Here is a 23,550-nt window from a genome sequence, read left to right as displayed (position 1 = left end):
TAACTATTTTTGAAGGAGGTTCCTTAATTTATTAATTGCTAGTTTGTGGTTTTTAGAAACTGCCTGCTGCGAAACGTTCATTATTACTGCTATTTCTTTAAATGCCAAATTATCAACATATTTTAACTTTAGTGTTTTCTTTTGAGTATTGGTCAATTGGGAAAGAGCGTTGGCGATTTCCTTATCTGAGGTAATATCTTCGATGGTTTCGGCATCTTCATTATAAATCTTTTCATATCCTTCTTCTTTAACTTCAATCGTGTTTAATAAGGGGATAGACTCATCATTTTCAGCATTTAGAATGATAGGGAAATTTTTATTTTGATCGTTAATACTTATATCGTATTTAACTGCTGTAAAATGTATAGTTTTGGATATGAGCGATACAAAACGAATATAAAATAAATGTTTTTTGAATTCTTCATCTAATTTATTCTTATTTATGATTGAAGGAGTGCATATGGCTTTTTTATACAGTGCATAATTTTTTTCTTCTTTTAAAAAGGATTTTATAATCTTACTATTTATAAACTTTCTATTGTTATCTTCAAACTCGAAAAGTTGGTTGCTGCAACAATCAGATTTAGTCATTATCATCACCTCTTTTTTGTGGATAATACTTTTCTATTTTATTAGAGATTTCTGATGTCCGTTGAACTAAATCAATCAGAAAATCTCTGTCTTCATTGGAGAGTGAGCTGTCATCTAAACATTTTGTGATAAATGTTTGTGTATTTCTTACTTCGCAAAAACACTTGAAAATATTTGAATTCATTTTCTCTCACCTCGAATATTATTTCCTAATTCCACAATAGCTTTTTCAAGCTTTTCCAATTTCTTTTCGAACCTAATAAAAAGATATAAGGCAACAAAGATTGGAAATCCGAAATTACCAATTATATTAACAAGGGTCGTGTAAGTTTCCATATAAGATCCCCTCCATTTTATTTCTTTTTGTGATATTTAGTTTGAAACTCAAAAAATCCTGGAGTTTTATCAACGTCGTATCTATTAATGATTTTAATAATCAAAATAACTAATTCTTGAGTTAAATCTTCTCTTTCTTGTTGTTTTGTTTGAAATAATGATTTTAGAATCTTAGGTTGAAATAAAAAGATAACCGGCTCTAACTTATGAGGTTTAGACTTAGCTTCACTCACCAATTCATATAAATCTTTATTCATTTTATATCCTACTTAACATTTATAACATTGGTTGTTATTTAGTTAAATAATACTTTAATTGGTTATTTACTCCTATTTTATAGAAAGAAATAATTGGAGCATATGTTTGTTAATATTCCTTTTTTAACCTAAGGATAATAGGATAGTTAACAGCTCAAATGGGTAGTAATCGGGGATTTGAAAATATAACTATCCACATTTCCATTGTTTCCTGCAGTACAACCAGAATATTAGGATTTCCCCCTTCTCTTCTTAAAGTCCGAAAGTCTCAAATAAAACAACCATTTTAGTGATTTTCTTAATTTAGTTTTTTAGTATTTTAAAATAGAAAAAGAGACTGCCTAAACTAGACAGTCTCTGAAAATTATTTTGTTGGACATTCTTTTGGTCTTGCAGCACCTGGAACACACATTCTGCAGGTCCATGCAGCACCTACAACCGCAACTGCACATACTGCACATACAATACAAGAAAGTGGATTAAAACAAGTACAGCACCCACCAATACAACTTCCATATATAATTAAACAACTATTCCAAGTTCCACAATCTAATTGTTTATTCATACATTTTGTCCATGATAGACTACAAGAATCGGCCTGGATTGTAACGATTTCTCCATTTTCATGAACGAATGTTCTCTCATTACCAATTAATATAACTGGTTTCATATTACTTTCATCAAAAAAAAGCATACCAACTAAATTTTCCTTTTGGTATAAAGGAAGAGAAAACATATTTAGGGACTCTGAAAGTACTTTACCTTCTTTATCTTCTAAATACTTGGTGTTCTGAATGACATACTCTTCATCATTGTTTAGAGTATAACCATCTTTAATAAGGTGCTTTGATAGTTTGTTAAATTCCTCATTTGAATTAGCAAGTTTACTTAGATCTGCTAATAGCTTTCTATTTGTCGTTTTAGTTGCAACGTTATAAAGGTAGGCCCCATTTACTTCGGTGTAATGTACTTCACCATCTAATCCTTCGTGTGTTTTCACGGGAATAGTAAATTGCTTACCAATGGTACTTTCCATTTTTGCAACTTTGCCTTCATTTAACACAGAATAATCAATTTCATTTGCCTGCAACTTACCAAAGTCAGCTGCAAGATTAAATTGGGCTGTTACTTTTTCCTGAATTTTCTCTTTAAAGGATTGTTTTTCTAGCGCATTTAAAGATAATGATTTAATGATTGTCATTTAAAATCCTCCTTATAATTTTTTAGCTTACAATTCTATAAGGGAGGATTTACTAACTTTTTTACAACCTATTTAGATTAGTTTACAAAACTTTGAACAATTTGGGAAATCATAAAAACTAACAAACTTAGAATAATAGCTCCGACCAAAATATTATAGCCTGAAATGAAGTCATTATAGAATCCAATTGTTCCAATCAATAAAAAAATCAGAATAAAAACATATGATATAGAGAGAGAAACTAGAATTCTACGAAAAATACGTTGATCTGCAACAACGTAACTACTGTTCCACTTATCATTTTTTTTCTTGATTAAGAAATTAATTACTTGATAACCAATAACGAGAGAAGCTATTCCCCACAAGAACCATAAGTTACCATCATTTATAAAATTTAAATAACATGAATATCCAAAGGAAAAGAATAAGTACATATAACCAACTAAAATCATCCACTTTTTAAAACGCATAAAAATCCCTCCTGAAATTTAATCTGTTTTTTCTTCTAAAAAGAATAATTTATCAATTGGTTCATTTAATACAGCAGAGAGCATTAAAACAATTCCTATTGAGGGTTCGTATTTTTGTTTTTCCAATGCAACAATGGTTTGTCTGTGTACACCTATTCGATCCGAAAGTTCCTCTTGTGTAAAATTATGTAATCTTCGAAAATATCGCACGTTGTTTTTTACTTTTCCTCTTTTCAAATTCTCCACCTCTTATGTATAGTATTATATACAAAATGGATTGAAAATAATACATTTTAAAGAATAAAAGGAATTGAATTGGAGATAAAGAGAAAAAATTAGAGTATTTAATAGTTGTTGCTGTTGGTTTATATTAGTTTAAAGTGTTAGACAAGAAGATAAAAATAATAAGCAGGTCGTGCCAGACCTATATCATCAAAAAAAGAGACATCCCCCTAAGGAATGTCTCTTTCCCCTATAAACTTATAACACTCATCATCCCTTCATGCGTAGCTTCCTCAATCGTCCGCGGGCCAAGGCAATCCCCAATCTGTTTCACAATAGGTGCATGGCCTTTCATTTCTTCGAATAATTCTGTGTTGGGAATGCGGCCAAGGGAGAGGACGATGGAGTCCCAGTTTGTTAGTTCTTCTTTTTGTTGGGTGAATAGGTTCCGGATGATGACGTGATCTTCTTTGATTGCCCCGATGTCGTAATGGGGAAGGAGTGTGACGTTCAGGTTGTATAGTTTTTTTAGGTATTCGTTCCTGAGATATTGGTGGACGGTTTCGCCGATGTGCAGTCGTGATGATATGAGTGTGACTCCATGGCCTTTTTCGGCTAGGTAGATGGCTGCTTCCATGCCGGGCCAGTCACCGCCGAAGTCGAATACTAATACGTTATCCCCAACTTTTTTTGTTGAGCTGAAGAGGTCATCACTCATGATGATCCGTGGGTCATCGATTCCTTCGATGGTTGGTATATAGGGCCGTGAGCCTGTTGCACAGATGATGGCGTCCGGATTCGATTCGGATATTTCCTGGGCGGTGGCTGTTTTTCCTAATTGCACATTTATATTGCTTCTCATTAATTTCCGGGAGTAGTTATCGAGCATCGATTCTGCGAGTTCATGCCGCATCGGTGCTTTGCGCATGGTGCGGAGCAGGCCGCCGATTGATTTGCTTTGATCGATCAGTGTAACGGAATGACCTAGTGAGTCCGCTGTTATGGCTGCCTGTAATCCGCCAGGTCCGGCACCGATCACCAGGACATTTTGTTTGTTTCTCGTTTTCTTTAATTCTGGTAAGATCCATGCTTCTTTACCGGTTGTCGGGTTTTGGACACAGCCAATCGGCAGTCCTTTATGATAGTGACCGATACAGGCTTGTAAACAGCCTATGCATGCATCGATTGCTTGCAGGTCGCCGTTCTTTGCTTTGTTGGGCATGTCAGGGTCGACGATTAAGGCCCTGGTCATTCCGACGACATCGGCTTTTCCGGTCGATACGATCTGCTCGGCTTCAACGGGGTCGACGATTCGATTGCCAACAAAGACCGGTACGGCTCCTGCCATCCTGATTTTAAATCCATGAGGTGATAGGTATGCGTGCTTTATCGGTGATGGCGGCACGATATGTGTTGATCCTTCAAAGGTGCTTGAATCTCCGGCTGTGACATTAATGAAATCCAATCGGACCTTTTCCACAAGATATTCGACGATTTGCACGGAATCCTTCATCGTTGTCCCGTCCATCGTCAGTTCATCTGAGCTCATGCGAATGCCAACGGTAAAGTCTTCCCCGACTCTTTCCCATACTTTCTCCAAAATTTCGACAATGAATCGCATCCGATTTTCGAATGATCCGCCATAGAGATCGGTGCGTTTATTTGTATGCACCGACCAAAACTGGGCAGGAAGATATCCGTGTGAACAGCAAATTTCGACTCCATCAAGTCCGCCTTCCTTTGCCAGCTGTGCTGAATGGGCGAACCCTTCAATCACTCCTTCAATATCCTCCAAGCTCATTGGTTTTGGCATCACGCCGAAGCGCAGGCTGGGAACGGCGGAGGGCGCCCATGCCGCATTTCGGTAGTCGCTCGATACGACTTCCCTTCCGCCATGAAATAGCTGCGAGAAAACCTTCGTTCCATACTTATGAAGCGTTTCGGAAAGCTCTTTGTAGGCATCGACGATTCTCTGGTCATATCCGGCAATCGTTTTGGACGTAAGCATTCCGGATGGATGTACCGATGCCGCTTCAAGGATGATCAATCCGACGCCCCCTTTAGCACGGGCTTCATGATAGGCGACCATATCCGAAGTGGGGATTCCGTCCGTGACATGATTTGTTTGATGTGCTGTACTTAAGATCCGGTTTTTTAATTCAGTAGAACCGATCGTTAATTGGGTAAACAGATTCTTGAATTGAGCCATATCCATGACCACTCCCTAATGTTAGATAGAATGAGAGTATAGAGGGCAGCCGCCTCCTATCTATCTCTATACAGGTTCAATATGCAATAACCATGCCGTTCCGGGGGAGTGTGGTTTCATATTCGTTTTTTTACTTGGATAAAGAGGGTATGGCTCAGGAATATAGTATTTTATATATAGATAAGTGAACCTTTTTTGGAAAGTGGTGATTCATAAAAGGTTCAGCATTAGATAGGTTGATATAGAGACGTTCGTCGCTTATGAATATGACACTTATCTCTTTTCGTATCAAAAAGTGTAACAAAATCGGTTCGAATTCAAAATATGGGGGTGATGTGATGGAAGTAAAAAAGGAATCACTAATTGTATTTTCCGATATTTCTATTTTGGATGTGAAAGCATTATTGAAAATTAATTCTTCGCCTTTTATTGTCATGAAAAATCACTTGGAAATCCTCGGCATATTGGATGAAGGTTTCTTTTTAAAGAGATTGGATAGCGATGGTCAAAATCAGGAAATCACGGCTTATCTTAATACATCGTTTGTCGTCGTTGATGATTTAGATAAGCTAAGTGAAGAGGATATGAGCACCTATGATTTTGTGATTCAACATGGCGATAACCAATATAGCTGCCATCCGATTTCTGAAGTCAGGGAAATGCTGCTTAAAAAGAAGATGAAGAGCTTAATCAGTCTAAATGAATCACTAAAGAAAGAGCTGGAGGTGACAAGAAAGAAGGTAAAGGAGCTCACGCAAATCCTGGATTCCAGCTATGATGAAATTTTCGTGACGGATGCGAACGGAAACACGTTATTCGTGAGTGAAGCGTGCAAGAAGCTTACAGGGCTGCCGCCGGAGGCCTTTATTAATAAGAACATTAATGAGCTGGTCGAAAAGGGACTGATCAATAATTCGGTTACATTAAAAACGATGAAAACGAAAGCGATCCATTCAGCTGAACAAACCTATCCGCATGGAGTGACTGTATTCTGCACAGCAAAGCCGATTTTTGATGAAGAGGGGAACTTATATAGAATCGTTTCGAACTCCAGGGATATCACGGAATTGGTTGAGATGAAAAGTCAATTGAACAGAGTGAACCTTAGGAACCAGCGGGCCCAGCATGAAAATTCGAGAACCGTTTCATTCAATAACTTCATTACAAATTCGGATAAGATGATAAAGGTTTTGGAATTAGCTGAAAAAGTCGCCCCGATGGATTCCTCGATCTTCATCCATGGAGAAACAGGAGTCGGAAAAGGGGTTTTAGCAAGGGTCATTCATGATCTCAGCAGCAGAAAGGATAAGAATTTCATTCAAGTGAATTGCGGCGCGATTCCATCGGCTTTAATTGAGTCCGAGCTGTTTGGCTACGAAAGCGGTGCATTTACGGGAGCTAATAAGCATGGGAAAAAGGGGCTTGTTGAGAGTGCTGATGGAGGCACGTTGTTTCTTGATGAAATCGGGGAAATGCCGCTCGACATTCAAGTGAAAATCCTGCATCTGGTCCAGGACAGAACATTCATGAAGGTTGGAGGAACCAAAGAGAGAAAGGTGAATATTCGGATTATCTCCGCTACTAATAAAGACTTGAAACAAATGATCAAGAATAATCAATTTCGCGAGGATCTATATTATCGATTGCATGTCGTTCCATTGGAAATCCCGCAGCTGCGTGAGCGAAAGGAGGATATTCTATTATTAACCGATTATTTTCTGAAGAAGTTCAATGAAAAATACGGTCAATCAATCACTATCGATGATCATTCCAAGTTAATTCTGCAACTGCAGGATTACCCGGGGAATGTTCGGGAATTAGAAAATGTAATTGAACAAATTGTCGTGACGGCTAGAAAACCTATCGTAACGATAGAGGATTTGCCATCCGACTTAACCTACAAAGATACGGCACTAGTCAATTTAACAGGAATCATTCCCTTGAAAAAAGCGTTAGAGGAAACGGAAAAACAATTATTATCACAGGCCCTTTCTACATATAAATCAACCAGAAAAATGGCCAAAGCCCTGGAGGTTAGTCAAACGACGATCATGCGCAAGCTAGGTAAATACCAATTTGTATATGATGAGAATAAATAACGATGACCTTTGTAAATATCTGAAAATTAAGAAAACTTGGTATGGATATTGCATATTTAATTATTGATTATTTCTATTTTGATAAGGGGGTCAAATAATGGGCGAGTTGATTTTCTCTTTAAGTTATGGGGGTTCCTTAATTGTCATGGGGTGGATCACGAAGGTGTTCCTGGTGAAAATGAAAAAGAGCCAAGAAGAAATAAAAGCAAAAGATCCGATTGAAAAGGTGGGGATGTAAGTGGCCTTTCTGCTTGGTATTATCGTATCCTTTTGTGTTTATGTGTCGATCGGCATTTTCTTATTCAGGAAAGTGAAAAGCTCAGAGGAGTATTATGTATCTGGACGTAGCGGAAACACATTGATGATAACCGGTACGCTAGTTGCCTCTTTCCTAAGTACTGTATCTTTCATGGGAGAGGCGGGATTTTCCTATGAAGGGTATCCGATCCTGCTGCTTATCCTCGTTATTTTTAATGCAAGCGGCTATATTTTCGGGGTGTTCCTGTTTGGCAGGTATTTAAGAAGAAGCAAATCATTGACGGTTCCTGAATTTTTCGGTAACCGCTTTCATTCTAAGAAGGTCCGTCTGGCGGCTGCAATCACGACGATTCTCGGAATTGCAGCATACTTGGTTGCCGTTACCCAAGGGGCAGCCGTTTTATTGGCCGAGGTTTCCGGTGTTTCCTATCCAATGGCCCTGGTGATCATGTGGGTCGTGTATTCATCCTTTACCATTCTCTCAGGTGCGAAGGGGGTCATGGTCAATGATACCGTGATGTTCTTTTTATTCTCGATCGCAACGTATCTGAGCTTTCCTTATATCATCAAATCAGCAGGCGGGTTTCCTGATGCCGTTACGAAAGCGGCAAACCTGGCTGAACGGCCTGATTTATTAAGCTGGCATGGCATTACCGGACCAGCCGCAACGATGGGTGCTCCTTGGGAAGCGTTGGCCTGGGCCGTCATCATGGGCTTAGTCTGGGGCATTGTCATAGCAGTGAGTCCATGGCAAAGCAGCCGATATTTAATTGCAAAAAATGAACACGTAGCCATCCGGGCCGGCGTATGGGCAACGATATCCATTTTGACCGTCTATTTGTTTCTTCATATCAGCATCTCGACAATCACCACCATTAGAGCGGATATTGCCCCGACGGAAAAGGTATTCATTTGGGCAGCGATGAATATTGTCCCGACATGGCTTGGAGTCATCATCGTCAGCGGCATCATGGCTGCGGCATTATCTTCCTGTTCGAGCTTCCTGCAGATTATAGGAAGCAGCATAACACGGGATATCATGGAACAATCAAGGAAAAAGGAATACACAGATCACCATCTATTACGGGCCAGCCGCATTTCCATGGTTGTGATCAGCTTGATCATCTTATTGATTGGATTATTCCAGCCGCCTGCCGTCATGTGGATTGGCTACTTTGCGGCAACATTATTTGCCGCATCATGGGGGCCGATTGCCATATCAAGCGTATTTTCAAAGAAGGTAACGAAAGAAGGAGCCTTTTGGAGCATCGTATTCGGCTTCTTTGGAGTGATTCTCGGAGAAAGCCTCGGCATGTTCGGAATAAGCCTTCCAGTTTACTTCAATCCTGTCATCATTGGTTTAATTTTAAGCATAGGTGCACTTATCATTGGCTCCAAGTATGGAACGATCACCATCGAAGAAAGGGAGTTTCAGGCAAATATCCTTCAAACCCCGATTGAAATAGACGAGCAAAAAGAAATGAACATCACCCTTAGGTACCCAGCCTATTTAATGATTAGCGGTGTCATGATTATCATGGTTACACTAGTGTTTTATTATTGGCCGATCAATATGAATTGATAGATTGAACGAAACTATTGTATGGGCAGGGGAAATCCCTGCCTTTTTTTGACTGAAAAAAAGTGTCCAGGTTTCCCTAAACACATTAAGGATGAATCGTAACCGGTGTCCCGATTGGAACGATTCTTGATAATTCCTCCACGTCCCGATTATGCATGCGAATACAGCCTTTTGAGACGGCTTTACCGATCGAGTTGGGGTCATTCGTTCCATGAATGCCGTAGTGCTCCTTGGATAGACTCATCCACATTGTACCGAATGGGCCTCCGGGATTGGGGGCTTTATTAATGATGATGAATTGTCCTACTGGTGTACCGAAAAGCATTCTTCCAACAGCAATAGGATATTGTTTTTGCAGTACTCCATTTTTTAGCAGCCTTAGCTTACGATTGTTAACGGACACATCGATCTGAAATGGAATGGTATCAGCAGGAGGAAAACCAGGGATCATAATGGGTTGACCAGGATAAATGACATTTGGGTTTATGGTCGGGTTAGCGGTGATGATTTCAGATAGCGGTTTCCGGTAGTCCCTGGATATCTGTGTCAGTGTTTCACCTGGTTTAACTGTATGAATCAGACTGAACACCTCCATAGGTTATAGTTGTCATGTTTCATTCTATGTGATTTTTCAAAAGTGTTTCGAACTCGCTGTTATCTGTTTTTAATGAAACTAATATGTTAAGTAACCAAGCCGAAAAGAAACCGAAATGAACTTTTGATAAAATAAGTTTTTATGGAGATGGATTTTTTGTTAGTTAAAGAGGGGGATTAAGGGTGGAGGAACATGTGAAAAAGGCTTTAGTAGAATGGAATGAAGAAATTAGTGATGTATTAAATGGGATAGAAAAAGAGTATGAAGAAGTTAAGCGTGACCTTCAGGTTTATTCCTATAAATTCAATATCACCAAGCAAGTTGTACAATCCACTATAAATGATGAAATTATTAGAAACATCCGCGAGCAATATCATAAACCTTTTGAACAAAAATTGAACGAATTGAAAGAATCAATAAAAGAGCTGGAAGAAAAGAGAAAGGTTTTCCAAATGTTTGTCGATAAAATTGAAAAGGTTAGTGAAAGAGAAGAAGGAAAACCGCAAATATCCGTCATATAAGGCAGCGAAGGCTAGGATAATCATGCCACTCTACTATTCTATACACAAAAAACATGGCAGCGCATATAACTGCTTTTTTTTGCTGGAATTTGCAAAAAGGGGCACCTTGTTTACCCCAACATCTACCAGGGTACACTATCCTATAAACAGGAAATGGGGGAATTCTATGTGGAATGCGGTCTTTTGGGGAGGGGTTTCGGGTTCTGCTGTCCTGCTTGGCGCACTAGCCGCCATCTTCATTCCTATTAAGAAAAACATCATTGGCTATATTATGGCTTTTGGTACAGGTGTATTGATTGGTGCAGCGGCATATGAGCTGCTTGCTGATTCGGTGAGTGATGGAGGAATCTGGCCGACTGCAATCGGATTCATAACAGGGGCCGCCGTATTTACTGCCTTGGATTTTCTTATTTCCAAAAAAGGTGCGGATAAAAGGAAACGGTCCAATAATAGCTCTTCGAAGGAAGCGGGCCTGGCCATTTTCATCGGGACGGTGATGGATGCCATACCGGAGTCGATCATGATTGGCGCAAGCTTAATAAGCGGTGGCTCGGTAAGTTGGCTATTGGTCATTGCCATCTTCATCAGTAATATTCCGGAGGGGCTCTCGAGTACAACTGGTCTGCTCAAAAGTGATTATTCCAAGAAGAAGATCATGCTGCTGTGGTTTTCCGTCCTGCTCATTTCGGCACTATCCTCGATGTCGGGCTATCTATTCCTCGATCATGCCCCGGACTATGTCCTGGCAGCGATGGCAGCATTTGCAGGCGGCGGAATCATCGCCATGATTGCCTCAACGATGATGCCTGAAGCATATGAAGACGGAGGAGCGATCACGGGGATATTCACCGCAGCCGGCCTGCTTATCTCTTTAGTTCTGGATTCGATGTGATAACGAAAAAGTGAGATTGTCCCCTTGGAAGGAAAGGGGGCAATTTTTTTTGTAAAATCTATCATAGTACGAAATAAGGAAATCTACTCTAAGAATAATTGTTGGTGTTAAAATATCATTTCAAATCATACACTCTTCATATAGATTTTAGAAGTTGAGGAGATGTTAGAAATGAACTTCGAGATGCAAATAGCGAATATGCTGGCTGATAATATAAATGGTTTCATTACATTCGTCCGGGAAAATCATGAAAAAGAAAATAATTGCTTTTGTTTAAATAGAGATAAATTGTATCAATTGAAGCTTCTTGTTGAGGAGTTTAAGTTTCAAGTATTGGCAGATGAACTTAAACGAATCAATCGGTTTACTTGGGATGAAAACTACACGCATTTATTAGTTGATAGATTCAGGAAAGGGATGGGCATCATTGAAGAGTACGTTGAAAACAACTACAGTGACTTATTCATTTTTACCGCTAGACTTTACACATTGAATAACCTCAGCTTATTATTTTGCAAGGAGGAAGAATCGGGCACAGTCTTCCGCGAATAAAAGAAGAGCACATATTATCGTATATAATATGTGCTCTTCTTTATTTCACTATAGGGATAGTTGACCAAAAGATTCTCATTCTTTTATATGCTCCGAGCCCGGTCTTATTTGCTTGGCATCGTAGAGATATATTTTTTGACTACTTCATAAACATATTCTTGATTGGCTGCTGCTGTATTAGGGTTATATTTACCGCCATTCACTTTATTATTGGATAGCACTCGTATACTTAAGAAAGGCACATCATAAGCTTTAGCGATTTGTGCTGCCGAAGCTCCTTCCATTTCTTCAACAGATGTACCATATTTCGTATGGAACCATTTAATTCGATCCACTTCATTATTCCAAACGTCTGCAGAACCGATAGTACCATCGACAACCTTACCTTTTGTGTAGGTATCTTTAACTGCATGAGCAGCTGCGAGTAAATCCTTATCTCCCTCGTAGAAGCGTGGTTTTTCAGCGTTAGGATCTTCTCCCGCACTTCCTTCAGAAGCCATTAGGTCCATTGGTTTCCAAATGGTTGGATCAATTCCTTGGTTTTCAGTTTTATCTGCTGTTTTTAATGAACCTAGGTTTACCGTTCTTTTTCCTAAAACAATATCGAAAACGTTTAAGCTTGGATCATGTCCGCCTGATGTCCCTTGATTGATGATGGCAATAGGGTTATATCTTTCAATGGCCAATGCTGTAGCGGCAGCTGTGTTTTCCATCCCTTTACCTGTTTTTGCAACGATTACAGGATAATTGTCTAACGTTCCAATGTAAAATACAAAATCCCCTGATTTTTCTTCTTTAACATTTTTTAACCTTTTCGCGAAATTTTCAGCTTCGATCGGCATTGGACCTTGAATTATGATAGGCCTTTGAGTCTTTTTTTCCACCGTTTCATTTTTGGAAGCAGAACTGCATGCAGCAATCACCGACACGAAAAGTAATGTAATGATTCCTAATATAGTGTACTTTTTGAACATGTTTTTTCTCATATAATTTCTCCTTAAAACATATTATTCGATTGTTTGATACACTCGCAGTTGCGGTCAAAGAAAAAGGTCCAGAGCGGCAGAATGATTAATGCCTTCTAGACCTACGATAGTTAAAGTAAAGATGATTATAATGCTAAATCATTAGCTGCTCAAGAAAGCGGGCAGCCGAATACTTTAACTCGTAGTCTAGTTCTTTCACTGGGAACCAGGTAGAAACGCTCAGACCATATTTCCGAGCATATACGAGTAAATTACGATTATTACTTTGCTAATATAACAAACAAATGATAGATAATCAATAAAAAAGTGAACGTTGAAATATAAATATAATATAATGTTCGTGTTTAAGGAGGTGTAAGTCGATAATAAGGTTGATTTCCACTCCAGGCACTCGCTTTCCGCGGGCGGTCGTGGAGCCTCCTCGGCTTGCGCCTGCGGGGTCTCCCCTAGACGCGCTTTCCCCGCAGGAGTCTCGTACCCTCCGTTCCAATCAACTGGAACGTTTTTTAAATAAAAAACTATTGGCAAACTGACTTTTCTTCCAATTTGGCTATAGTCTGGAGGGGGCGGAATGGCTCATCCCGATCCAGATTACAAGACTATGGTTTTCTTAATAGTTTTTTAGATTTCTGAAATCAACTGGAACGTTTTTTTTGAGGGTTTGTAATCTGATCGTTGATTTCCACTCCAGGCACTCGCTTTCCGCGGGCGGTCGTGGAGCCTCCTCGGCTTGCGCCTGCGGGGTCTCCCCTAGACGCGCTTTCCCCGCAGGAGTCTCGTACCCTCCGTTCCAATCAACTGGAACGTTTTTTAAATAAAAAACTATTGGCAATCTGACTTTTCTTCCAATTTGGCTATAGTCTGGAGGGGGCGGATGGCTCATCCCGATCCAGATTACAAGACTATGGTTTTCTTAATAGTTTTTTAGATTTCTGAAATCAACTGGAACATTTTTTAGAAAAAAACTGTAGGCAAGCCCACTTTCTCCGATTTTGTCTACAGTCTGAAACAGATAGATTTATCTGCTTAATTATTGGCTTAATCGATTTCGTAGAATTCAATTACGGTCTTACGGTTCTTTTCAGCAATCTGCTGTTAACTTCGAGGGCATTTGCATTCATTAATGAATAGGGAGAAAAATGATAACAGGAGAGAAGAATAGGTGCAAAGGGCTGCACCTATTTAGTAATTTGCCCATAAAAAGATGGGAAAAAGGATCAATAAGGGGATGATTTTTAGCACGGCTTTCCGCTTTGATGGAGCATTCAGCCATATCAAAACAATGCCTACCAATACTCCGATAGAAATAAGTACAGTGCCAACCGTTTTCATCCATGTCATTTCAAAAATTGGTTCGAGCAACAAGAGTACCCAACTGAGTGCCACTAAACCACCAGTAAAGATAAAACGCTTACTAGTAAAATCAGTCTTCGCTTCATTTCGTTCTTCTTCTGACATCTTTTTATAACCCCGCCACATCATGAAGGACGGAATCCTAACATTAAAACTAATCGTACGATTGCATCTATATTCATTAAGTCCTCCAGAAATTACTAACTACCATCCATATACGTTTGTTCCTGGTAAAAGTTTCAACACTTCCTGCATAATGACACACGAATCACGCGACGAAAATACCCCTTCAGATCCAAATGTCTAAGGGGTATTTTCATGTCCAAGCATTTGAAGTAGGTTTTGTCAGGGCTTATTCATGAGGAACAGTTATGACTACATTTCCCTTTTTATGTCCTTGTTCTACATATCTATGAGCCTCGGGAATCTGTTCCAGCGGGTAGCGTTTATCAATGACCGCTTTTATTTTTTCAGTTTCGATAAGCTCCTTGAGGAGTAATAAGTCTTCCGTAAGTACCTTTGCTATTCCTTGTCCTTCGACGGACACGTATTGCCCGTTCGGGGTCAGTGCTTTCTTGCATGCGGCTTTCGAGCTTTTACCGACTGCATCAAAGATGATGTCATATCGCTCTTGTCTTTCCGTGAAATCCTCCTCCGTATAATCAATTACCTCATCTGCTCCCAATGATTTCACCAATTCAAAATTAGCTGCACTGCAAACTCCGGTAACTTCTGTTCCAAAGTATTTGGCTAGCTGTATGGCTGAAGTTCCTACTGACCCGGATGCACCGTAAATGAGGACATTTTGTCCGTCCTGGATCTTGGCTTTTCTGAAAAAATGCAGGGCTGTCGTTCCCCCAAAAGAAATGGCGGCCGCTTCCTCATAGGTCACATTGGCAGGCTTTATAGCTATTTCGCCGTCTTCAGGTAAACATGTGTACTCGGCATGAGCCCCGAAATTCATTCCAGTCATCGCAAAAATCTGGTCGCCTTTTTTGAATTTTTTCACATTCCTTCCTGTTTCCTCTATTTCCCCGGCCAGCTCCACTCCGAGTATCGATTTTCGCGGCTTTCTAAGACCCAGGAAGATCCGCATCGGCAGCCATAATAAGAAGGGGCTATTGAAACTACGGACTCTTATGTCTCCTGAAGCCACTGTTGCCGCATGAATCTTTACCAGAACTTCGTTGTCCTTGGGCGTTGGTTTTGCTACCTCTTTGAGTTCCAGTACATCGGGTGAACCGTATTTTGTGCATACCATTGCTTTCATCGCGAGTCTCCTTAGTTTTTGATACAATCTTTTAATACTATGATAGAAGCTGTAATATAAAACTACATGTAAGCGAAACGGAAGAAACTTTTGAATGAATGCTTAAAAGCATGAGGTATTTGTCCGGTATCGGTCAGGGGCTGTATCGCTGGGCGGTCAAAACCATATGAAATTCTATAAGACAAAAGGAGATAAAAGTATGGCCATTAACGAAAGACCAAGAAGAATAATTTTAGATTTAGCAGTTACTTTAGATGGATTTATTGAAGGGCCGAAAGGTGAAGTTGACTGGTGCATTATGGACCCTGAAATGGGGTTCATTGATTTCTTAAATGATATGGATACTATTTTTTATGGGAGAAAAAGCTATGATTTATGGGGACAATATACTCCAGAAAATGAGGTATCTGATACTGAAAAAGAAATGTGGAAGTTAGTACATGGCAAAGAAAAATTCATGTTTTCCAAAACAAAAAAAGGCACGGATGATAAAGTAACAATCATAAATGATAATATTGTTGAAGAAGTAAATAAATTAAAGAAAAAACCAGGTAAAGACATCTGGCTTTATGGCGGGGCAAGTCTTATTACAACTTTTATAAGATATGGACTGGTTGATGAATTTAGGTTATCTGTTCACCCTGTTGTTTTAGGGGAAGGGAAACCTTTGTTTATTGACATGAAGGAGAGATTGAATCTAAAACTGGTTGATACAAAAAGATTTTCCTCTGGCGTTGTTCAACTTTGCTATCATCTTAATGAAGGATAAGCATGATGATATAAATTTCTTCATCAACTAATGAGGGAGTTTTTGCTTTTGCTGTTAGGGAATTTCATTTGCTATCTGTTTATGAGTCCATATATGAAATTCTTAGTTTATTGAAGTATTTTTTTTCAAAACATGTCCCCGCGGATAATATCTCACCCGAAGTGATGCACCGTGTAGCCGCATAGACAATCGTTGAGCAGCTTATTCATGATCACCGTCATTAAATCATTGGCTGTCTTTGTATTATTTAAAATGATGAATTCACGAGTAAAACGTTGAAATTCACGAGTAAAACCCCAAAACTCACGAGTAAATGCTTAGAATTCACGAGTAAATCCCCAAAACTTACGAGTAAAACTATAAATAGGTATCCATACATGATGTGTGGGTTCCTTTTTTTATGCGTTTTGCCATTTATAAATTATAAAATGTAATATATATGTTGCAAAAAGTTAAATCAACCATATAATAAGAGTGAGCGATGGAATTAATTGGAGGTCGATCGATGATGAATTTATTTAAACGAACGAAAAAGATCACGGATGAGCGGGTTGAGCATGTAAGAAATAAAATTTATAAAGAAATGTATCACGTCATCTTGGCCATTTGCCTGGTGAGTGCACTTTTCAAACTATATAAATATGGTGCAGGCAGCGGGGAGCTATATCTGGAATTCGTGATCATCGTTGCAGGAGGGCTGTATTACTTAGCTCGTTCCATTTTCTTAGGTGTATTTTGGGATGAAGTGGAAATGCATGACCGCACAAGCAAAACACCGATGAGCAGGAAGACGATTATTGGTACGGTTGCTTTAGCACTCATCATCGCTATATTCATGGGGGTGAATAGTGCTGTATCCTATGCGGATAGCAGTTCCCAAGGCGTATGGTATTTTGTATTGGTATCGTTTGTATCCGTTATGATCTATTTGCCGATTTTACTTCTGTTTTTTGGTGGTATATACTTGCTGGCGAAGAAAATCGGAATGAAAAATAGCGAAGATAATAAGAAATTGTAGGTGCGAATCCCTTGAAAAACATAAAACTGAAGCTTGCGAGAGTGGAAAAAGACTTGTCACAAGATGAACTGGCCAAAATTGTCGGCGTTTCCAGGCAAACGATAGGATTGATTGAATCAGGAAAGTATAATCCCTCATTGAGTTTGTGTGTCGGTATTTGTAAAGCATTATCGCGTACATTGGATGATTTGTTTTGGGAGGAAAACTGAGTAGGGTATCCATTGACTTGGATATCTTTTTTTTAGGAATTTATCATCAAAAAATGGGGGAAGGTATAGCATGTAAGCAAAAATCTAACATTCGAGAGGGATGGTTTGATGGATCGTACGATTGGTTACTTACGTGAGATATTATCTAACTATACGGACCAATATCCTGAAGCGCAGGAAATTTATAATAAAATCAAAAGCGGACATTTTCATTCTGAAGAAGAACTCGTCAATAAGCTATCCGGTAAAGAGGCCAGCCTCCTTAACCATATTCTTCCTCAGGAAATCAAGCATGCGAAGGAAGCGAGTGATACGGAGCGGGTCACGCAATTATCAGAGGTATATGAACTGATTCTTATATGATAAAACCTTGTCCATGATGATCATGGACAAGGTTTTGTTGGTTTTTTTATTCCATTTCACTAAGTGAATCCATATGACTGGCGATCATGGCGATAATCGTGCTTGCTTCTTCCTTGCTGAAAATGAAATTCGTTTCATCCTTTATCAGATCATCATCCGAGGTCCGAATCCGATTGATCCGTTTCAGCACACCATCACCTGTTTCCTGGACGATACCGAATTGATACGTGACCTCGACTTCATTATCCTGGATATAGGCGGTCACTTCAGGCGTTTCCCATTCTACATCGATTTCGTATATATCGGAACCTTCGCCGTCTGGATCAGATAAATCATCTTTATCATCATCCATATCCAAATCATATTCGTAATCGGCATCATCCTCTTCCAAATAGTTATGGAAGCTCTCGTGGACAGCATCGACGATATCTTCAATGTCTGAAAGGATGACCTTGCTGATCTGCCCTAAATCCGGCTCAAACGATTCCATATAAAATTCTTCATTATACGGATCAAAAAACAGCGAGGAAAAATAATCCCTCTCATTGTCATCCAGCTCTGTATAAAACTCGATCCGTGGATGCTTCGACCCGCGCTCCACGATCATACTGCCATTTCGGTCGTATTTCTCACAAATTGATTGAAGATGATCCTGCAATTCCCCGCTAACTCTGTCAAACCATTCTAATGACATCAACATCCACATCCTTTCGTGATTATTATTTCCCAGAAAACACGAACATGACGTGCCATTTAAAGCCAAATGCTCAACAAAAAAATGAAAATGTCAGTTATAAAAAAGTAATGTAAAGGGAAAATAAGATGAATGGCAAAAACGGTAATCGTATTTTATGGTATTCATTTTTAAGGAATGGCTGAGGAGCAAACCGGGTCGGATTGTTAAATGAGTTAAGACATTTAGTCAGCAAGTTAAACCGTAATGTATTTGAGAAGATTGAACTATCAAAGTGGTATCAAGGGTGGAAAAATATATAAAGAAGCGTTATGAAAACTTGGAAAACCCCTTCATTATTTAGAAGGGATTTTTATCGAACGTTTTTGAATCCGGCCCCATTTATGGATAACGAATTTTTTAAGTTTCCCTATACCTTTCAATAATAAAGTCAATAAAATACCTGCTTGCTATTGGCAATACCCTTTTATCCTTATACGCCAAAGTAATTGTTCGAATAATGGAAGGAGAGATAGCTTTCGTTACAATATTATAGGGACATTTATTTAAGAGAAGTTTCGGTAAAATCGAAATGCCAAGCTCTTGTTCAATCATCGACATTATCGCATAGGGATCAAATACTCGGTATTGTGTATCAGGTTCAAAATTGTACTGTTTAAAACCTATTAATGGTTCATTAATAACTCCCTCATCCAACAGAATATAAGGATCTTTTAGCAATTCTTTCAATGATACTTTTGTGGATGATGCTAAAGGATGATCTACTGGCATTACAGCCAGCATTTCTTCTTCCTGCAGGGGTATCGTAGTTAAATCCGTAACATTTGAATTCACAAAGCCAAAGTCTACGTTTCCTTCTTTAATCCAATTTGAGATTTCCGTATAATTTCCTTGGTGTAATTCGAAATGAACAGTTGGGTAAAGTTCCTTAAAATCTTTGATCAATCCCGGTATCCAATGACATGTAACACTGGAGAAGGTGCCAATTCGAATAAGGCCACTTTGGAGTCCCTCCATCTCTTTATGCTTTTCAATCAGTTCCCTATGTGAATTACAAATCTTCCTGATAAATGGCAAAAATTCCTCGCCATCTGGTGTCAGTGTAATACCCTTTCGAGAGCGTAAAATAAGAGTGGTGGAAAGTTCTTCCTCTAATGAATGCACCATTTGGCTAATGGCGGACTGGGTATAGCCAAGTTCTTCAGCAGCTTTTGTAAAACTGCCTGTTTCTATGGTTTTGATAAAAGCATAATACGAATTCAACCTCACTAACCCCCTTACATTAGTAATTCTAATAGATCTATTATAAAAATTGGTTTTACTAATGTAAATAGAAGAAATAAAATATAGTTGTGAAGAATTATTAGGTAGGGGTTGAAGTAGAAAGATAATGAGTATTAATGTTAAATACAGAAAGATTATTTATGCATTTTTTATGGCTTTTAGTATGTCCTTTTTTATTTCCTTTATATTAGTCTCAATAAATAGTGGTTATGATCATATATTCTTATCTAAATGGTTAAAAACTTGGTCACAGGCTTTTATCTGTGCTTTCTTTGGAGCTTACTTTTTTCCGGGAGTAATACAACAAATAATGAGAAGAATTAATTTTGTAGAAAAACCGCCAATAATTGAGAAAGATTTTTTAGTGAGAGAAGAAGACAATGGATAATGGCCAAAATGTGGATATGGGTTTAAAGGAAAACCGATGGATTTTAAAAATACGGATCAAGAGCTGCCTAAATGATGGGGAGCTTTTTTTCGTTTCCCCTGAAAAATTTTAAGGCCATGCTACTTTCATCCTGAAAAAGTTTATATAGAGTGTGAAAGGGGGTGAGTGGCATGGCAAGTCAGATTCCAGTATCAAGTACGTTGCGGATCGATTTTGAGACGGGGTTAAATGATAAAGGGGCCATCGTTTTCAAGCGGAGGGCATTTTCGAACATCAAGGTCGAGGCGACGGCGGATCAGTTGTTTTCGGCAGCTGTTGCAATCGCGAGTGTGCAGAATTATCCAATGGGTGAAGTGACCCGGGTGGATACGTATTCATTGATTGGCTAATCGGTTTTGGAGAGATGTCGTACGAGGGGGAGGTGATTTGAAATGGCTAAAGTACTGGAAATGATTTTCGTTACGGAGGAAGGAAAGTCAGCGACGATTTCCGTTGATAATCCGAAGGAGCCGGTCGAGGTAAATACGCTTAAACTGGCAATGGAAAAAATCATTGCTGGGAATGTGTTCGTTACATCTTCTGGGGATTTCACCGATTTGAAAGCGGCACGCCTTGTCGAGCGGAATGTCGAGGAAGTGGAACTCATCTGACGGACGGGAAGGTCATCTTGTTGGACACCCTGGAAGTGAGGTGAATAAAAGTGGATCAAATCCTGCCATTTGTCAGTGATATTGGGTTCCCGATCATTGTTACCCTTTATTTGCTTCATAGGATTGAAACGAAATTGGATACTTTGAATGAAACCCTTGTGGAGCTGCCAGATCGCCTGCGAGAAGGGATTCCCAAGTCAGGTTAAGGATAAGCGGGGAGCATCATGAGTGATACCATTCATGATGCTTTTTCCTTTTGAAATGGAAAAGTTTTAATAGATTCTAGTTTCATATCAAAACTATCGGGTATACATAAAACTGTAGCTAGTTCATCAAAAATCCAAACAATAAGGAGGAGTTTTAATGACTAACAACAATGAAAAAATGAGCAGGGAAGAAGCTGGCCGCAAAGGCGGGGAAACGACAGCAAAAAATCATGATAAGGAATTTTTCCAAGAGATTGGTCAAAAAGGCGGAGAGGCCACTTCCGAAAATCATGATAAGGAATTCTATCAGGAAATTGGCAAAAAAGGCGGAGAGGCTCGAGCCGATCAACGTGATGGGTCCGATGATTGAAAAATGAGCAAGGAAGAAACAGGACTTAATGGCGGGGAAAAAAGTCGCCGCTAAATAGAATAAGCGACCTGAAGTATTTAGCAGATTCCAGTTTTATAGCTGTTCAAGCGGGTACATGACATATGTAGCTAGTTCATGGAAAATCCAAATAATAAGGAGGAATTTTTAATGACTAACAACAATGATAAAATGAGTCGTGAAGAAGCAGGCCGTAAGGGTGGAGAAACTACAGCGAAAAATCATGATAAGGAATTCTATCAAGAGATTGGCCAAAAAGGCGGAGAAGCGACATCCGAAAATCATGATAAGGAATTCTATCAAGAGATTGGTCAAAAAGGCGGAGAAGCGACATCCGAAAATCATGATAAGGAATTCTATCAAGAGATTGGCCAAAAAGGCGGAGAAGCAACATCCGAAAATCATGATAAGGAATTCTATCAAGAGATTGGCCAAAAAGGCGGAGAAGCGACATCCGATAGTCATGGCAAGGAATTCTATCAGGAAATCGGCGAAAAAGGCGGAGAGGCACGGGCCAATCAACGAGATGGCGACGGCAGCTCTGACGGTTCCGGTAATGGAAAAATGAGCCGTGAAGAAGCAGGACGTAAAGGCGGAGAAAAAAGCCGCCGTTAATATATAATCCAGGAAACATCTCATAAATGACCGAGGGAGTAACCATTCCCTCGGTTTTTTTCTGCCATCAGCAAGTGTCCCATGGAAATTCCCTTCACAGCACATTACAAAGTGTGCTTGGAAATTAAAGTGGGTAAAGAAATAACACCTAGAAAAGAAAGAGGTGATGAAGAAGTTGATCGCCCATTATTCATTTCCCCGTTTAAAAGTAGGCGGAGTTACATTCACTGCACGGCATTCATTGCTTGCCCTTGGTCTTGCGGGCATCGCTTATCTCATTTCCAATAAGAGGAAGCATCAAGCGGTATTCAAAACGGCTTCATTGATGTGTAAGATCGAACGGAAAGAAGATTCCATTAAGCTTATTTGGCCTGATGAAGGTGGTTTCTATCGGGTATTTAGGGGGCGAGAGCTGATTTACAGCGGACGGGAGCCAAGGATGGCAGATCGGGGACTGACTCCAGGAACCATCTATACGTACACGATAGATAGCTTGAATGAAAAAGAACAGGCAGTGAACAGGATGAAAATACAGACATCAACGACCGCCGAGAATAAAAAAGAGGATAATATCCTTTTGGATTTGGTATTCACCACGATTGTCGCAAAGGGCCAAGCCAGCCTGGAATGGGAGCCCATCAAAGGAATAAAAGAGTATACGATTTACCGAAACGGCGTGGATATTGGGAAAGTGGGTGGATGCTCCTTCAGTGATCGGAGTATTAGTGAAGATCGGGAATACACATATACCATTAAAGCCAAGCGACCCCTTCCGCGTTCTGAGCAGGAGTCCTATGCCGTGAAATCACTTGTAGCGAGTATTGTCGGTGCCGTAAAAAAAGGTTCATCCCAAGCACAGGCAGCGATCGAGGAAATAACGAATACGAAAAAGATAGGACCTGTAAAACAGCTTTTACAGCCAGTTGAAAACGATGTGGATGGTATAAAGAAAAGAAATTGGCAGCTGCGCTATTCCACCTTTTTACCGGAAGAGTGGCTGAAAAACCCCAATCTTGCCTCAAAGGTTCCCTATTTTAAAGGAGACAACCGCGGGTTTGATCCTGAATCACCCCGATACAGGACTAGGGTCGATGTGTACATTCACGAAAAGGAAAGTGAAGCCGAGATTGAATTTACCAAAGCAGTCGGGAAAAGTGAGGCCTACAATCATGATGGGGATTTCCTAGAGGAAGGAGTTGCCTCGGATGAAGACATTGTAGTGAAGCGCGTATTATCCAATCATGAGAAAACGACAATTCAGCTGTCACACTCTGTAGGCAACCCAATCATCATTTCTCCTGCCGTGGATTATAAAGTGATCGGGACCTTTTACCGAAATGGCGAAATCAATATAGCAGGCTATCATGATCAGGCACCGCATCACGAAGTCTACCTAAAGGAGGCAGATGACCAAAACTGGAAACCCCTGCACCTAGCGGAAAACAAAGGCCTCGAAATGATGGCGCATCCTACGGCCAATCATTTATGGAGATACTCCACATTTACACAATGAAAGGACGAAAAGCCAATATCGCTGATCGTCCTTTTTTTGAACATTTCTAATACAACAAA

General features: G+C 39.6%; 31 protein-coding genes, 1 pseudogene and 1 riboswitch. Of the genes and pseudogenes, 17 read left to right on the top strand and 15 right to left on the bottom strand.

Annotated features, from left to right (window positions below; genetic code table 11):
- Positions 1-3: 3 nt before the first annotated feature.
- The 8 genes from ACFX4I_RS10870 to ACFX4I_RS10835 form a co-directional block, all read right to left on the bottom strand.
- Positions 4-591, bottom strand: a complete 588-nt coding sequence (locus tag ACFX4I_RS10870) for a sigma-70 family RNA polymerase sigma factor (RefSeq protein WP_377420522.1) — start codon at positions 589-591, stop codon at positions 4-6.
- Positions 584-775: a hypothetical protein gene (locus ACFX4I_RS10865; RefSeq protein WP_377420520.1), complete on the bottom strand. Its 192-nt coding sequence runs from the start codon at positions 773-775 to the stop codon at positions 584-586. The genes ACFX4I_RS10870 and ACFX4I_RS10865 overlap by 8 nt, the downstream gene beginning before the upstream one ends.
- Entirely contained in the window at positions 772-927 is a 156-nt protein-coding gene (locus tag ACFX4I_RS10860; RefSeq protein WP_072273495.1) for a YvrJ family protein, read from the bottom strand. The genes ACFX4I_RS10865 and ACFX4I_RS10860 overlap by 4 nt, the downstream gene beginning before the upstream one ends.
- Positions 928-944: 17 nt before the next feature.
- Complete coding sequence (locus ACFX4I_RS10855; RefSeq protein WP_377420519.1) at positions 945-1,184, bottom strand: hypothetical protein; 240 nt, start codon at positions 1,182-1,184, stop codon at positions 945-947.
- Between the two features lie 364 nt (positions 1,185-1,548).
- On the bottom strand, positions 1,549-2,385 hold the full coding sequence (locus ACFX4I_RS10850; protein ID WP_377420517.1) for a hypothetical protein: 837 nt from the start codon (positions 2,383-2,385) through the stop codon (positions 1,549-1,551).
- A 77-nt stretch (positions 2,386-2,462) separates the two neighbouring features.
- Positions 2,463-2,855: a hypothetical protein gene (locus tag ACFX4I_RS10845; RefSeq protein WP_348963305.1), complete on the bottom strand. Its 393-nt coding sequence runs from the start codon at positions 2,853-2,855 to the stop codon at positions 2,463-2,465.
- An 18-nt stretch (positions 2,856-2,873) separates the two neighbouring features.
- Positions 2,874-3,101: a helix-turn-helix transcriptional regulator gene (locus ACFX4I_RS10840; RefSeq protein ID WP_377420515.1), complete on the bottom strand. Its 228-nt coding sequence runs from the start codon at positions 3,099-3,101 to the stop codon at positions 2,874-2,876.
- Between the two features lie 226 nt (positions 3,102-3,327).
- Positions 3,328-5,286 carry an oxidoreductase gene (locus tag ACFX4I_RS10835; RefSeq protein ID WP_377420514.1) on the bottom strand — a complete coding sequence of 653 codons (1,959 nt, stop codon included), beginning with the start codon at positions 5,284-5,286 and terminating at the stop codon, positions 3,328-3,330.
- 338 nt (positions 5,287-5,624) lie between these two features.
- Between ACFX4I_RS10835 and ACFX4I_RS10830 the strand changes: the two genes are divergently transcribed.
- The 3 genes from ACFX4I_RS10830 to ACFX4I_RS10820 all read left to right on the top strand — a co-directional run bounded on the left by ACFX4I_RS10830 (position 5,625) and on the right by ACFX4I_RS10820 (position 9,225).
- On the top strand, positions 5,625-7,385 hold the full coding sequence (locus ACFX4I_RS10830) for a sigma-54 interaction domain-containing protein (protein WP_377420512.1): 1,761 nt from the start codon (positions 5,625-5,627) through the stop codon (positions 7,383-7,385).
- A gap of 97 nt (positions 7,386-7,482) precedes the next feature.
- On the top strand, positions 7,483-7,623 hold the full coding sequence (locus ACFX4I_RS10825) for a hypothetical protein (protein ID WP_179085980.1): 141 nt from the start codon (positions 7,483-7,485) through the stop codon (positions 7,621-7,623).
- Entirely contained in the window at positions 7,624-9,225 is a 1,602-nt protein-coding gene (locus tag ACFX4I_RS10820; RefSeq protein ID WP_377420510.1) for a sodium:solute symporter family protein, read from the top strand.
- Between the two features lie 85 nt (positions 9,226-9,310).
- On the opposite strand, the gene ACFX4I_RS10815 is transcribed toward ACFX4I_RS10820, so the two are convergent.
- A complete protein-coding gene (locus ACFX4I_RS10815) occupies positions 9,311-9,805 on the bottom strand; it encodes a L,D-transpeptidase family protein (RefSeq protein ID WP_377420562.1) in 495 nt (164 codons plus the stop codon).
- A gap of 197 nt (positions 9,806-10,002) precedes the next feature.
- Here ACFX4I_RS10815 and ACFX4I_RS10810 point away from each other — a divergent pair, with 197 nt between their 5' ends.
- The 3 genes from ACFX4I_RS10810 to ACFX4I_RS10800 all read left to right on the top strand — a co-directional run bounded on the left by ACFX4I_RS10810 (position 10,003) and on the right by ACFX4I_RS10800 (position 11,785).
- Positions 10,003-10,341, top strand: coding sequence for a hypothetical protein (locus tag ACFX4I_RS10810; protein WP_230300828.1), 339 nt, complete (start codon positions 10,003-10,005; stop codon positions 10,339-10,341).
- Between the two features lie 166 nt (positions 10,342-10,507).
- The gene (locus ACFX4I_RS10805) at positions 10,508-11,233 is read left to right on the top strand and encodes a ZIP family metal transporter (protein ID WP_377420508.1); all 726 of its coding nucleotides are present in this window, start codon (positions 10,508-10,510) and stop codon (positions 11,231-11,233) included.
- A 171-nt stretch (positions 11,234-11,404) separates the two neighbouring features.
- Positions 11,405-11,785 carry a hypothetical protein gene (locus tag ACFX4I_RS10800; RefSeq protein WP_230300827.1) on the top strand — a complete coding sequence of 127 codons (381 nt, stop codon included), beginning with the start codon at positions 11,405-11,407 and terminating at the stop codon, positions 11,783-11,785.
- 104 nt (positions 11,786-11,889) lie between these two features.
- Here ACFX4I_RS10800 and ACFX4I_RS10795 read toward each other — a convergent pair whose 3' ends face one another.
- The 3 genes from ACFX4I_RS10795 to ACFX4I_RS10785 form a co-directional block, all read right to left on the bottom strand.
- Positions 11,890-12,771, bottom strand: a complete 882-nt coding sequence (locus tag ACFX4I_RS10795) for a 5'-methylthioadenosine/S-adenosylhomocysteine nucleosidase (protein ID WP_377420506.1) — start codon at positions 12,769-12,771, stop codon at positions 11,890-11,892.
- 162 nt (positions 12,772-12,933) lie between these two features.
- Positions 12,934-13,037: riboswitch (purine riboswitch) on the bottom strand.
- A 916-nt stretch (positions 13,038-13,953) separates the two neighbouring features.
- The gene (locus ACFX4I_RS10790; protein ID WP_377420504.1) at positions 13,954-14,229 is read right to left on the bottom strand and encodes a hypothetical protein; all 276 of its coding nucleotides are present in this window, start codon (positions 14,227-14,229) and stop codon (positions 13,954-13,956) included.
- 247 nt (positions 14,230-14,476) lie between these two features.
- Entirely contained in the window at positions 14,477-15,394 is a 918-nt protein-coding gene (locus ACFX4I_RS10785; RefSeq protein ID WP_377420502.1) for an NAD(P)-dependent alcohol dehydrogenase, read from the bottom strand.
- A gap of 199 nt (positions 15,395-15,593) precedes the next feature.
- Between ACFX4I_RS10785 and ACFX4I_RS10780 the strand changes: the two genes are divergently transcribed.
- Complete coding sequence (locus ACFX4I_RS10780) at positions 15,594-16,163, top strand: dihydrofolate reductase family protein (protein WP_377420500.1); 570 nt, start codon at positions 15,594-15,596, stop codon at positions 16,161-16,163.
- A gap of 247 nt (positions 16,164-16,410) precedes the next feature.
- On the opposite strand, the gene ACFX4I_RS10775 is transcribed toward ACFX4I_RS10780, so the two are convergent.
- Positions 16,411-16,542, bottom strand: coding sequence for a hypothetical protein (locus ACFX4I_RS10775; protein WP_309518521.1), 132 nt, complete (start codon positions 16,540-16,542; stop codon positions 16,411-16,413).
- Positions 16,543-16,668: 126 nt separating this feature from the next.
- Between ACFX4I_RS10775 and ACFX4I_RS10770 the strand changes: the two genes are divergently transcribed.
- The 3 genes from ACFX4I_RS10770 to ACFX4I_RS10760 all read left to right on the top strand — a co-directional run bounded on the left by ACFX4I_RS10770 (position 16,669) and on the right by ACFX4I_RS10760 (position 17,753).
- Positions 16,669-17,181, top strand: coding sequence for a DUF6773 family protein (locus ACFX4I_RS10770; protein ID WP_377420498.1), 513 nt, complete (start codon positions 16,669-16,671; stop codon positions 17,179-17,181).
- 11 nt (positions 17,182-17,192) lie between these two features.
- Positions 17,193-17,390: a helix-turn-helix transcriptional regulator gene (locus ACFX4I_RS10765; RefSeq protein ID WP_377420496.1), complete on the top strand. Its 198-nt coding sequence runs from the start codon at positions 17,193-17,195 to the stop codon at positions 17,388-17,390.
- 108 nt (positions 17,391-17,498) lie between these two features.
- The gene (locus ACFX4I_RS10760) at positions 17,499-17,753 is read left to right on the top strand and encodes a sigma-G-dependent sporulation-specific acid-soluble spore protein CsgA (protein WP_207438891.1); all 255 of its coding nucleotides are present in this window, start codon (positions 17,499-17,501) and stop codon (positions 17,751-17,753) included.
- 46 nt (positions 17,754-17,799) lie between these two features.
- Here the strand turns inward: ACFX4I_RS10760 and ACFX4I_RS10755 are convergent, their stop codons facing one another.
- Entirely contained in the window at positions 17,800-18,447 is a 648-nt protein-coding gene (locus ACFX4I_RS10755) for a hypothetical protein (RefSeq protein ID WP_377420494.1), read from the bottom strand.
- A gap of 399 nt (positions 18,448-18,846) precedes the next feature.
- Positions 18,847-19,710, bottom strand: coding sequence for a LysR family transcriptional regulator (locus ACFX4I_RS10750; protein WP_377420492.1), 864 nt, complete (start codon positions 19,708-19,710; stop codon positions 18,847-18,849).
- Between the two features lie 127 nt (positions 19,711-19,837).
- Between ACFX4I_RS10750 and ACFX4I_RS10745 the strand changes: the two genes are divergently transcribed.
- The 7 genes and pseudogenes from ACFX4I_RS10745 (at position 19,838) to ACFX4I_RS10715 (ending at position 23,491) form a co-directional block, all read left to right on the top strand.
- Positions 19,838-20,119 (top strand): DUF2798 domain-containing protein, encoded by a 282-nt coding sequence (locus ACFX4I_RS10745; protein ID WP_230300818.1) that lies wholly within the window; start codon positions 19,838-19,840, stop codon positions 20,117-20,119.
- 170 nt (positions 20,120-20,289) lie between these two features.
- The gene (locus ACFX4I_RS10740; RefSeq protein WP_230300817.1) at positions 20,290-20,508 is read left to right on the top strand and encodes a DUF1659 domain-containing protein; all 219 of its coding nucleotides are present in this window, start codon (positions 20,290-20,292) and stop codon (positions 20,506-20,508) included.
- A gap of 42 nt (positions 20,509-20,550) precedes the next feature.
- Positions 20,551-20,769, top strand: coding sequence for a DUF2922 domain-containing protein (locus ACFX4I_RS10735; protein ID WP_377420490.1), 219 nt, complete (start codon positions 20,551-20,553; stop codon positions 20,767-20,769).
- 50 nt (positions 20,770-20,819) lie between these two features.
- Positions 20,820-20,975, top strand: coding sequence for a YvrJ family protein (locus tag ACFX4I_RS10730; protein WP_057913045.1), 156 nt, complete (start codon positions 20,820-20,822; stop codon positions 20,973-20,975).
- Positions 20,976-21,132: 157 nt separating this feature from the next.
- A pseudogene (locus tag ACFX4I_RS10725) lies at positions 21,133-21,330 on the top strand (KGG domain-containing protein); the annotation flags it as partial.
- A 183-nt stretch (positions 21,331-21,513) separates the two neighbouring features.
- Positions 21,514-21,978, top strand: coding sequence for a KGG domain-containing protein (locus ACFX4I_RS10720; protein WP_230300815.1), 465 nt, complete (start codon positions 21,514-21,516; stop codon positions 21,976-21,978).
- A 166-nt stretch (positions 21,979-22,144) separates the two neighbouring features.
- Positions 22,145-23,491, top strand: coding sequence for a DUF3238 domain-containing protein (locus ACFX4I_RS10715; protein WP_377420488.1), 1,347 nt, complete (start codon positions 22,145-22,147; stop codon positions 23,489-23,491).
- Positions 23,492-23,550 lie beyond the last annotated feature (59 nt).

Source organism: Peribacillus sp. YIM B13472 (assembly GCF_042788005.1).
Lineage (GTDB): Bacteria > Bacillota > Bacilli > Bacillales > DSM-1321 > Peribacillus > Peribacillus simplex_E.
The sequence above is the reverse complement of the archived record's forward strand: the minus strand, read 5'-3'. Positions and strand labels throughout refer to the sequence as shown.

What these genes read in the sequence shown, in the direction of transcription:
- ACFX4I_RS10870 (WP_377420522.1), bottom strand. Translation starts at nt 591, where the DNA reads ATGACTAAATCTGATTGTTGCAGCAACCAACTTTTCGAGTTTGAAGAT.
- ACFX4I_RS10865 (WP_377420520.1), bottom strand. Translation starts at nt 775, where the DNA reads ATGAATTCAAATATTTTCAAGTGTTTTTGCGAAGTAAGAAATACACAA.
- ACFX4I_RS10860 (WP_072273495.1), bottom strand. Translation starts at nt 927, where the DNA reads ATGGAAACTTACACGACCCTTGTTAATATAATTGGTAATTTCGGATTT.
- ACFX4I_RS10855 (WP_377420519.1), bottom strand. Translation starts at nt 1,184, where the DNA reads ATGAATAAAGATTTATATGAATTGGTGAGTGAAGCTAAGTCTAAACCT.
- ACFX4I_RS10850 (WP_377420517.1), bottom strand. Translation starts at nt 2,385, where the DNA reads ATGACAATCATTAAATCATTATCTTTAAATGCGCTAGAAAAACAATCC.
- ACFX4I_RS10845 (WP_348963305.1), bottom strand. Translation starts at nt 2,855, where the DNA reads ATGCGTTTTAAAAAGTGGATGATTTTAGTTGGTTATATGTACTTATTC.
- ACFX4I_RS10835 (WP_377420514.1), bottom strand. Translation starts at nt 5,286, where the DNA reads ATGGCTCAATTCAAGAATCTGTTTACCCAATTAACGATCGGTTCTACT.
- ACFX4I_RS10830 (WP_377420512.1), top strand. Translation starts at nt 5,625, where the DNA reads ATGGAAGTAAAAAAGGAATCACTAATTGTATTTTCCGATATTTCTATT.
- ACFX4I_RS10825 (WP_179085980.1), top strand. Translation starts at nt 7,483, where the DNA reads ATGGGCGAGTTGATTTTCTCTTTAAGTTATGGGGGTTCCTTAATTGTC.
- ACFX4I_RS10805 (WP_377420508.1), top strand. Translation starts at nt 10,508, where the DNA reads ATGTGGAATGCGGTCTTTTGGGGAGGGGTTTCGGGTTCTGCTGTCCTG.
- ACFX4I_RS10800 (WP_230300827.1), top strand. Translation starts at nt 11,405, where the DNA reads ATGAACTTCGAGATGCAAATAGCGAATATGCTGGCTGATAATATAAAT.
- ACFX4I_RS10795 (WP_377420506.1), bottom strand. Translation starts at nt 12,771, where the DNA reads ATGAGAAAAAACATGTTCAAAAAGTACACTATATTAGGAATCATTACA.
- ACFX4I_RS10790 (WP_377420504.1), bottom strand. Translation starts at nt 14,229, where the DNA reads ATGTCAGAAGAAGAACGAAATGAAGCGAAGACTGATTTTACTAGTAAG.
- ACFX4I_RS10785 (WP_377420502.1), bottom strand. Translation starts at nt 15,394, where the DNA reads ATGAAAGCAATGGTATGCACAAAATACGGTTCACCCGATGTACTGGAA.
- ACFX4I_RS10780 (WP_377420500.1), top strand. Translation starts at nt 15,594, where the DNA reads ATGGCCATTAACGAAAGACCAAGAAGAATAATTTTAGATTTAGCAGTT.
- ACFX4I_RS10775 (WP_309518521.1), bottom strand. Translation starts at nt 16,542, where the DNA reads ATGTATGGATACCTATTTATAGTTTTACTCGTAAGTTTTGGGGATTTA.
- ACFX4I_RS10770 (WP_377420498.1), top strand. Translation starts at nt 16,669, where the DNA reads ATGATGAATTTATTTAAACGAACGAAAAAGATCACGGATGAGCGGGTT.
- ACFX4I_RS10760 (WP_207438891.1), top strand. Translation starts at nt 17,499, where the DNA reads ATGGATCGTACGATTGGTTACTTACGTGAGATATTATCTAACTATACG.
- ACFX4I_RS10755 (WP_377420494.1), bottom strand. Translation starts at nt 18,447, where the DNA reads ATGTCATTAGAATGGTTTGACAGAGTTAGCGGGGAATTGCAGGATCAT.
- ACFX4I_RS10745 (WP_230300818.1), top strand. Translation starts at nt 19,838, where the DNA reads ATGAGTATTAATGTTAAATACAGAAAGATTATTTATGCATTTTTTATG.
- ACFX4I_RS10740 (WP_230300817.1), top strand. Translation starts at nt 20,290, where the DNA reads ATGGCAAGTCAGATTCCAGTATCAAGTACGTTGCGGATCGATTTTGAG.
- ACFX4I_RS10735 (WP_377420490.1), top strand. Translation starts at nt 20,551, where the DNA reads ATGGCTAAAGTACTGGAAATGATTTTCGTTACGGAGGAAGGAAAGTCA.
- ACFX4I_RS10720 (WP_230300815.1), top strand. Translation starts at nt 21,514, where the DNA reads ATGACTAACAACAATGATAAAATGAGTCGTGAAGAAGCAGGCCGTAAG.
- ACFX4I_RS10715 (WP_377420488.1), top strand. Translation starts at nt 22,145, where the DNA reads ATGAAGAAGTTGATCGCCCATTATTCATTTCCCCGTTTAAAAGTAGGC.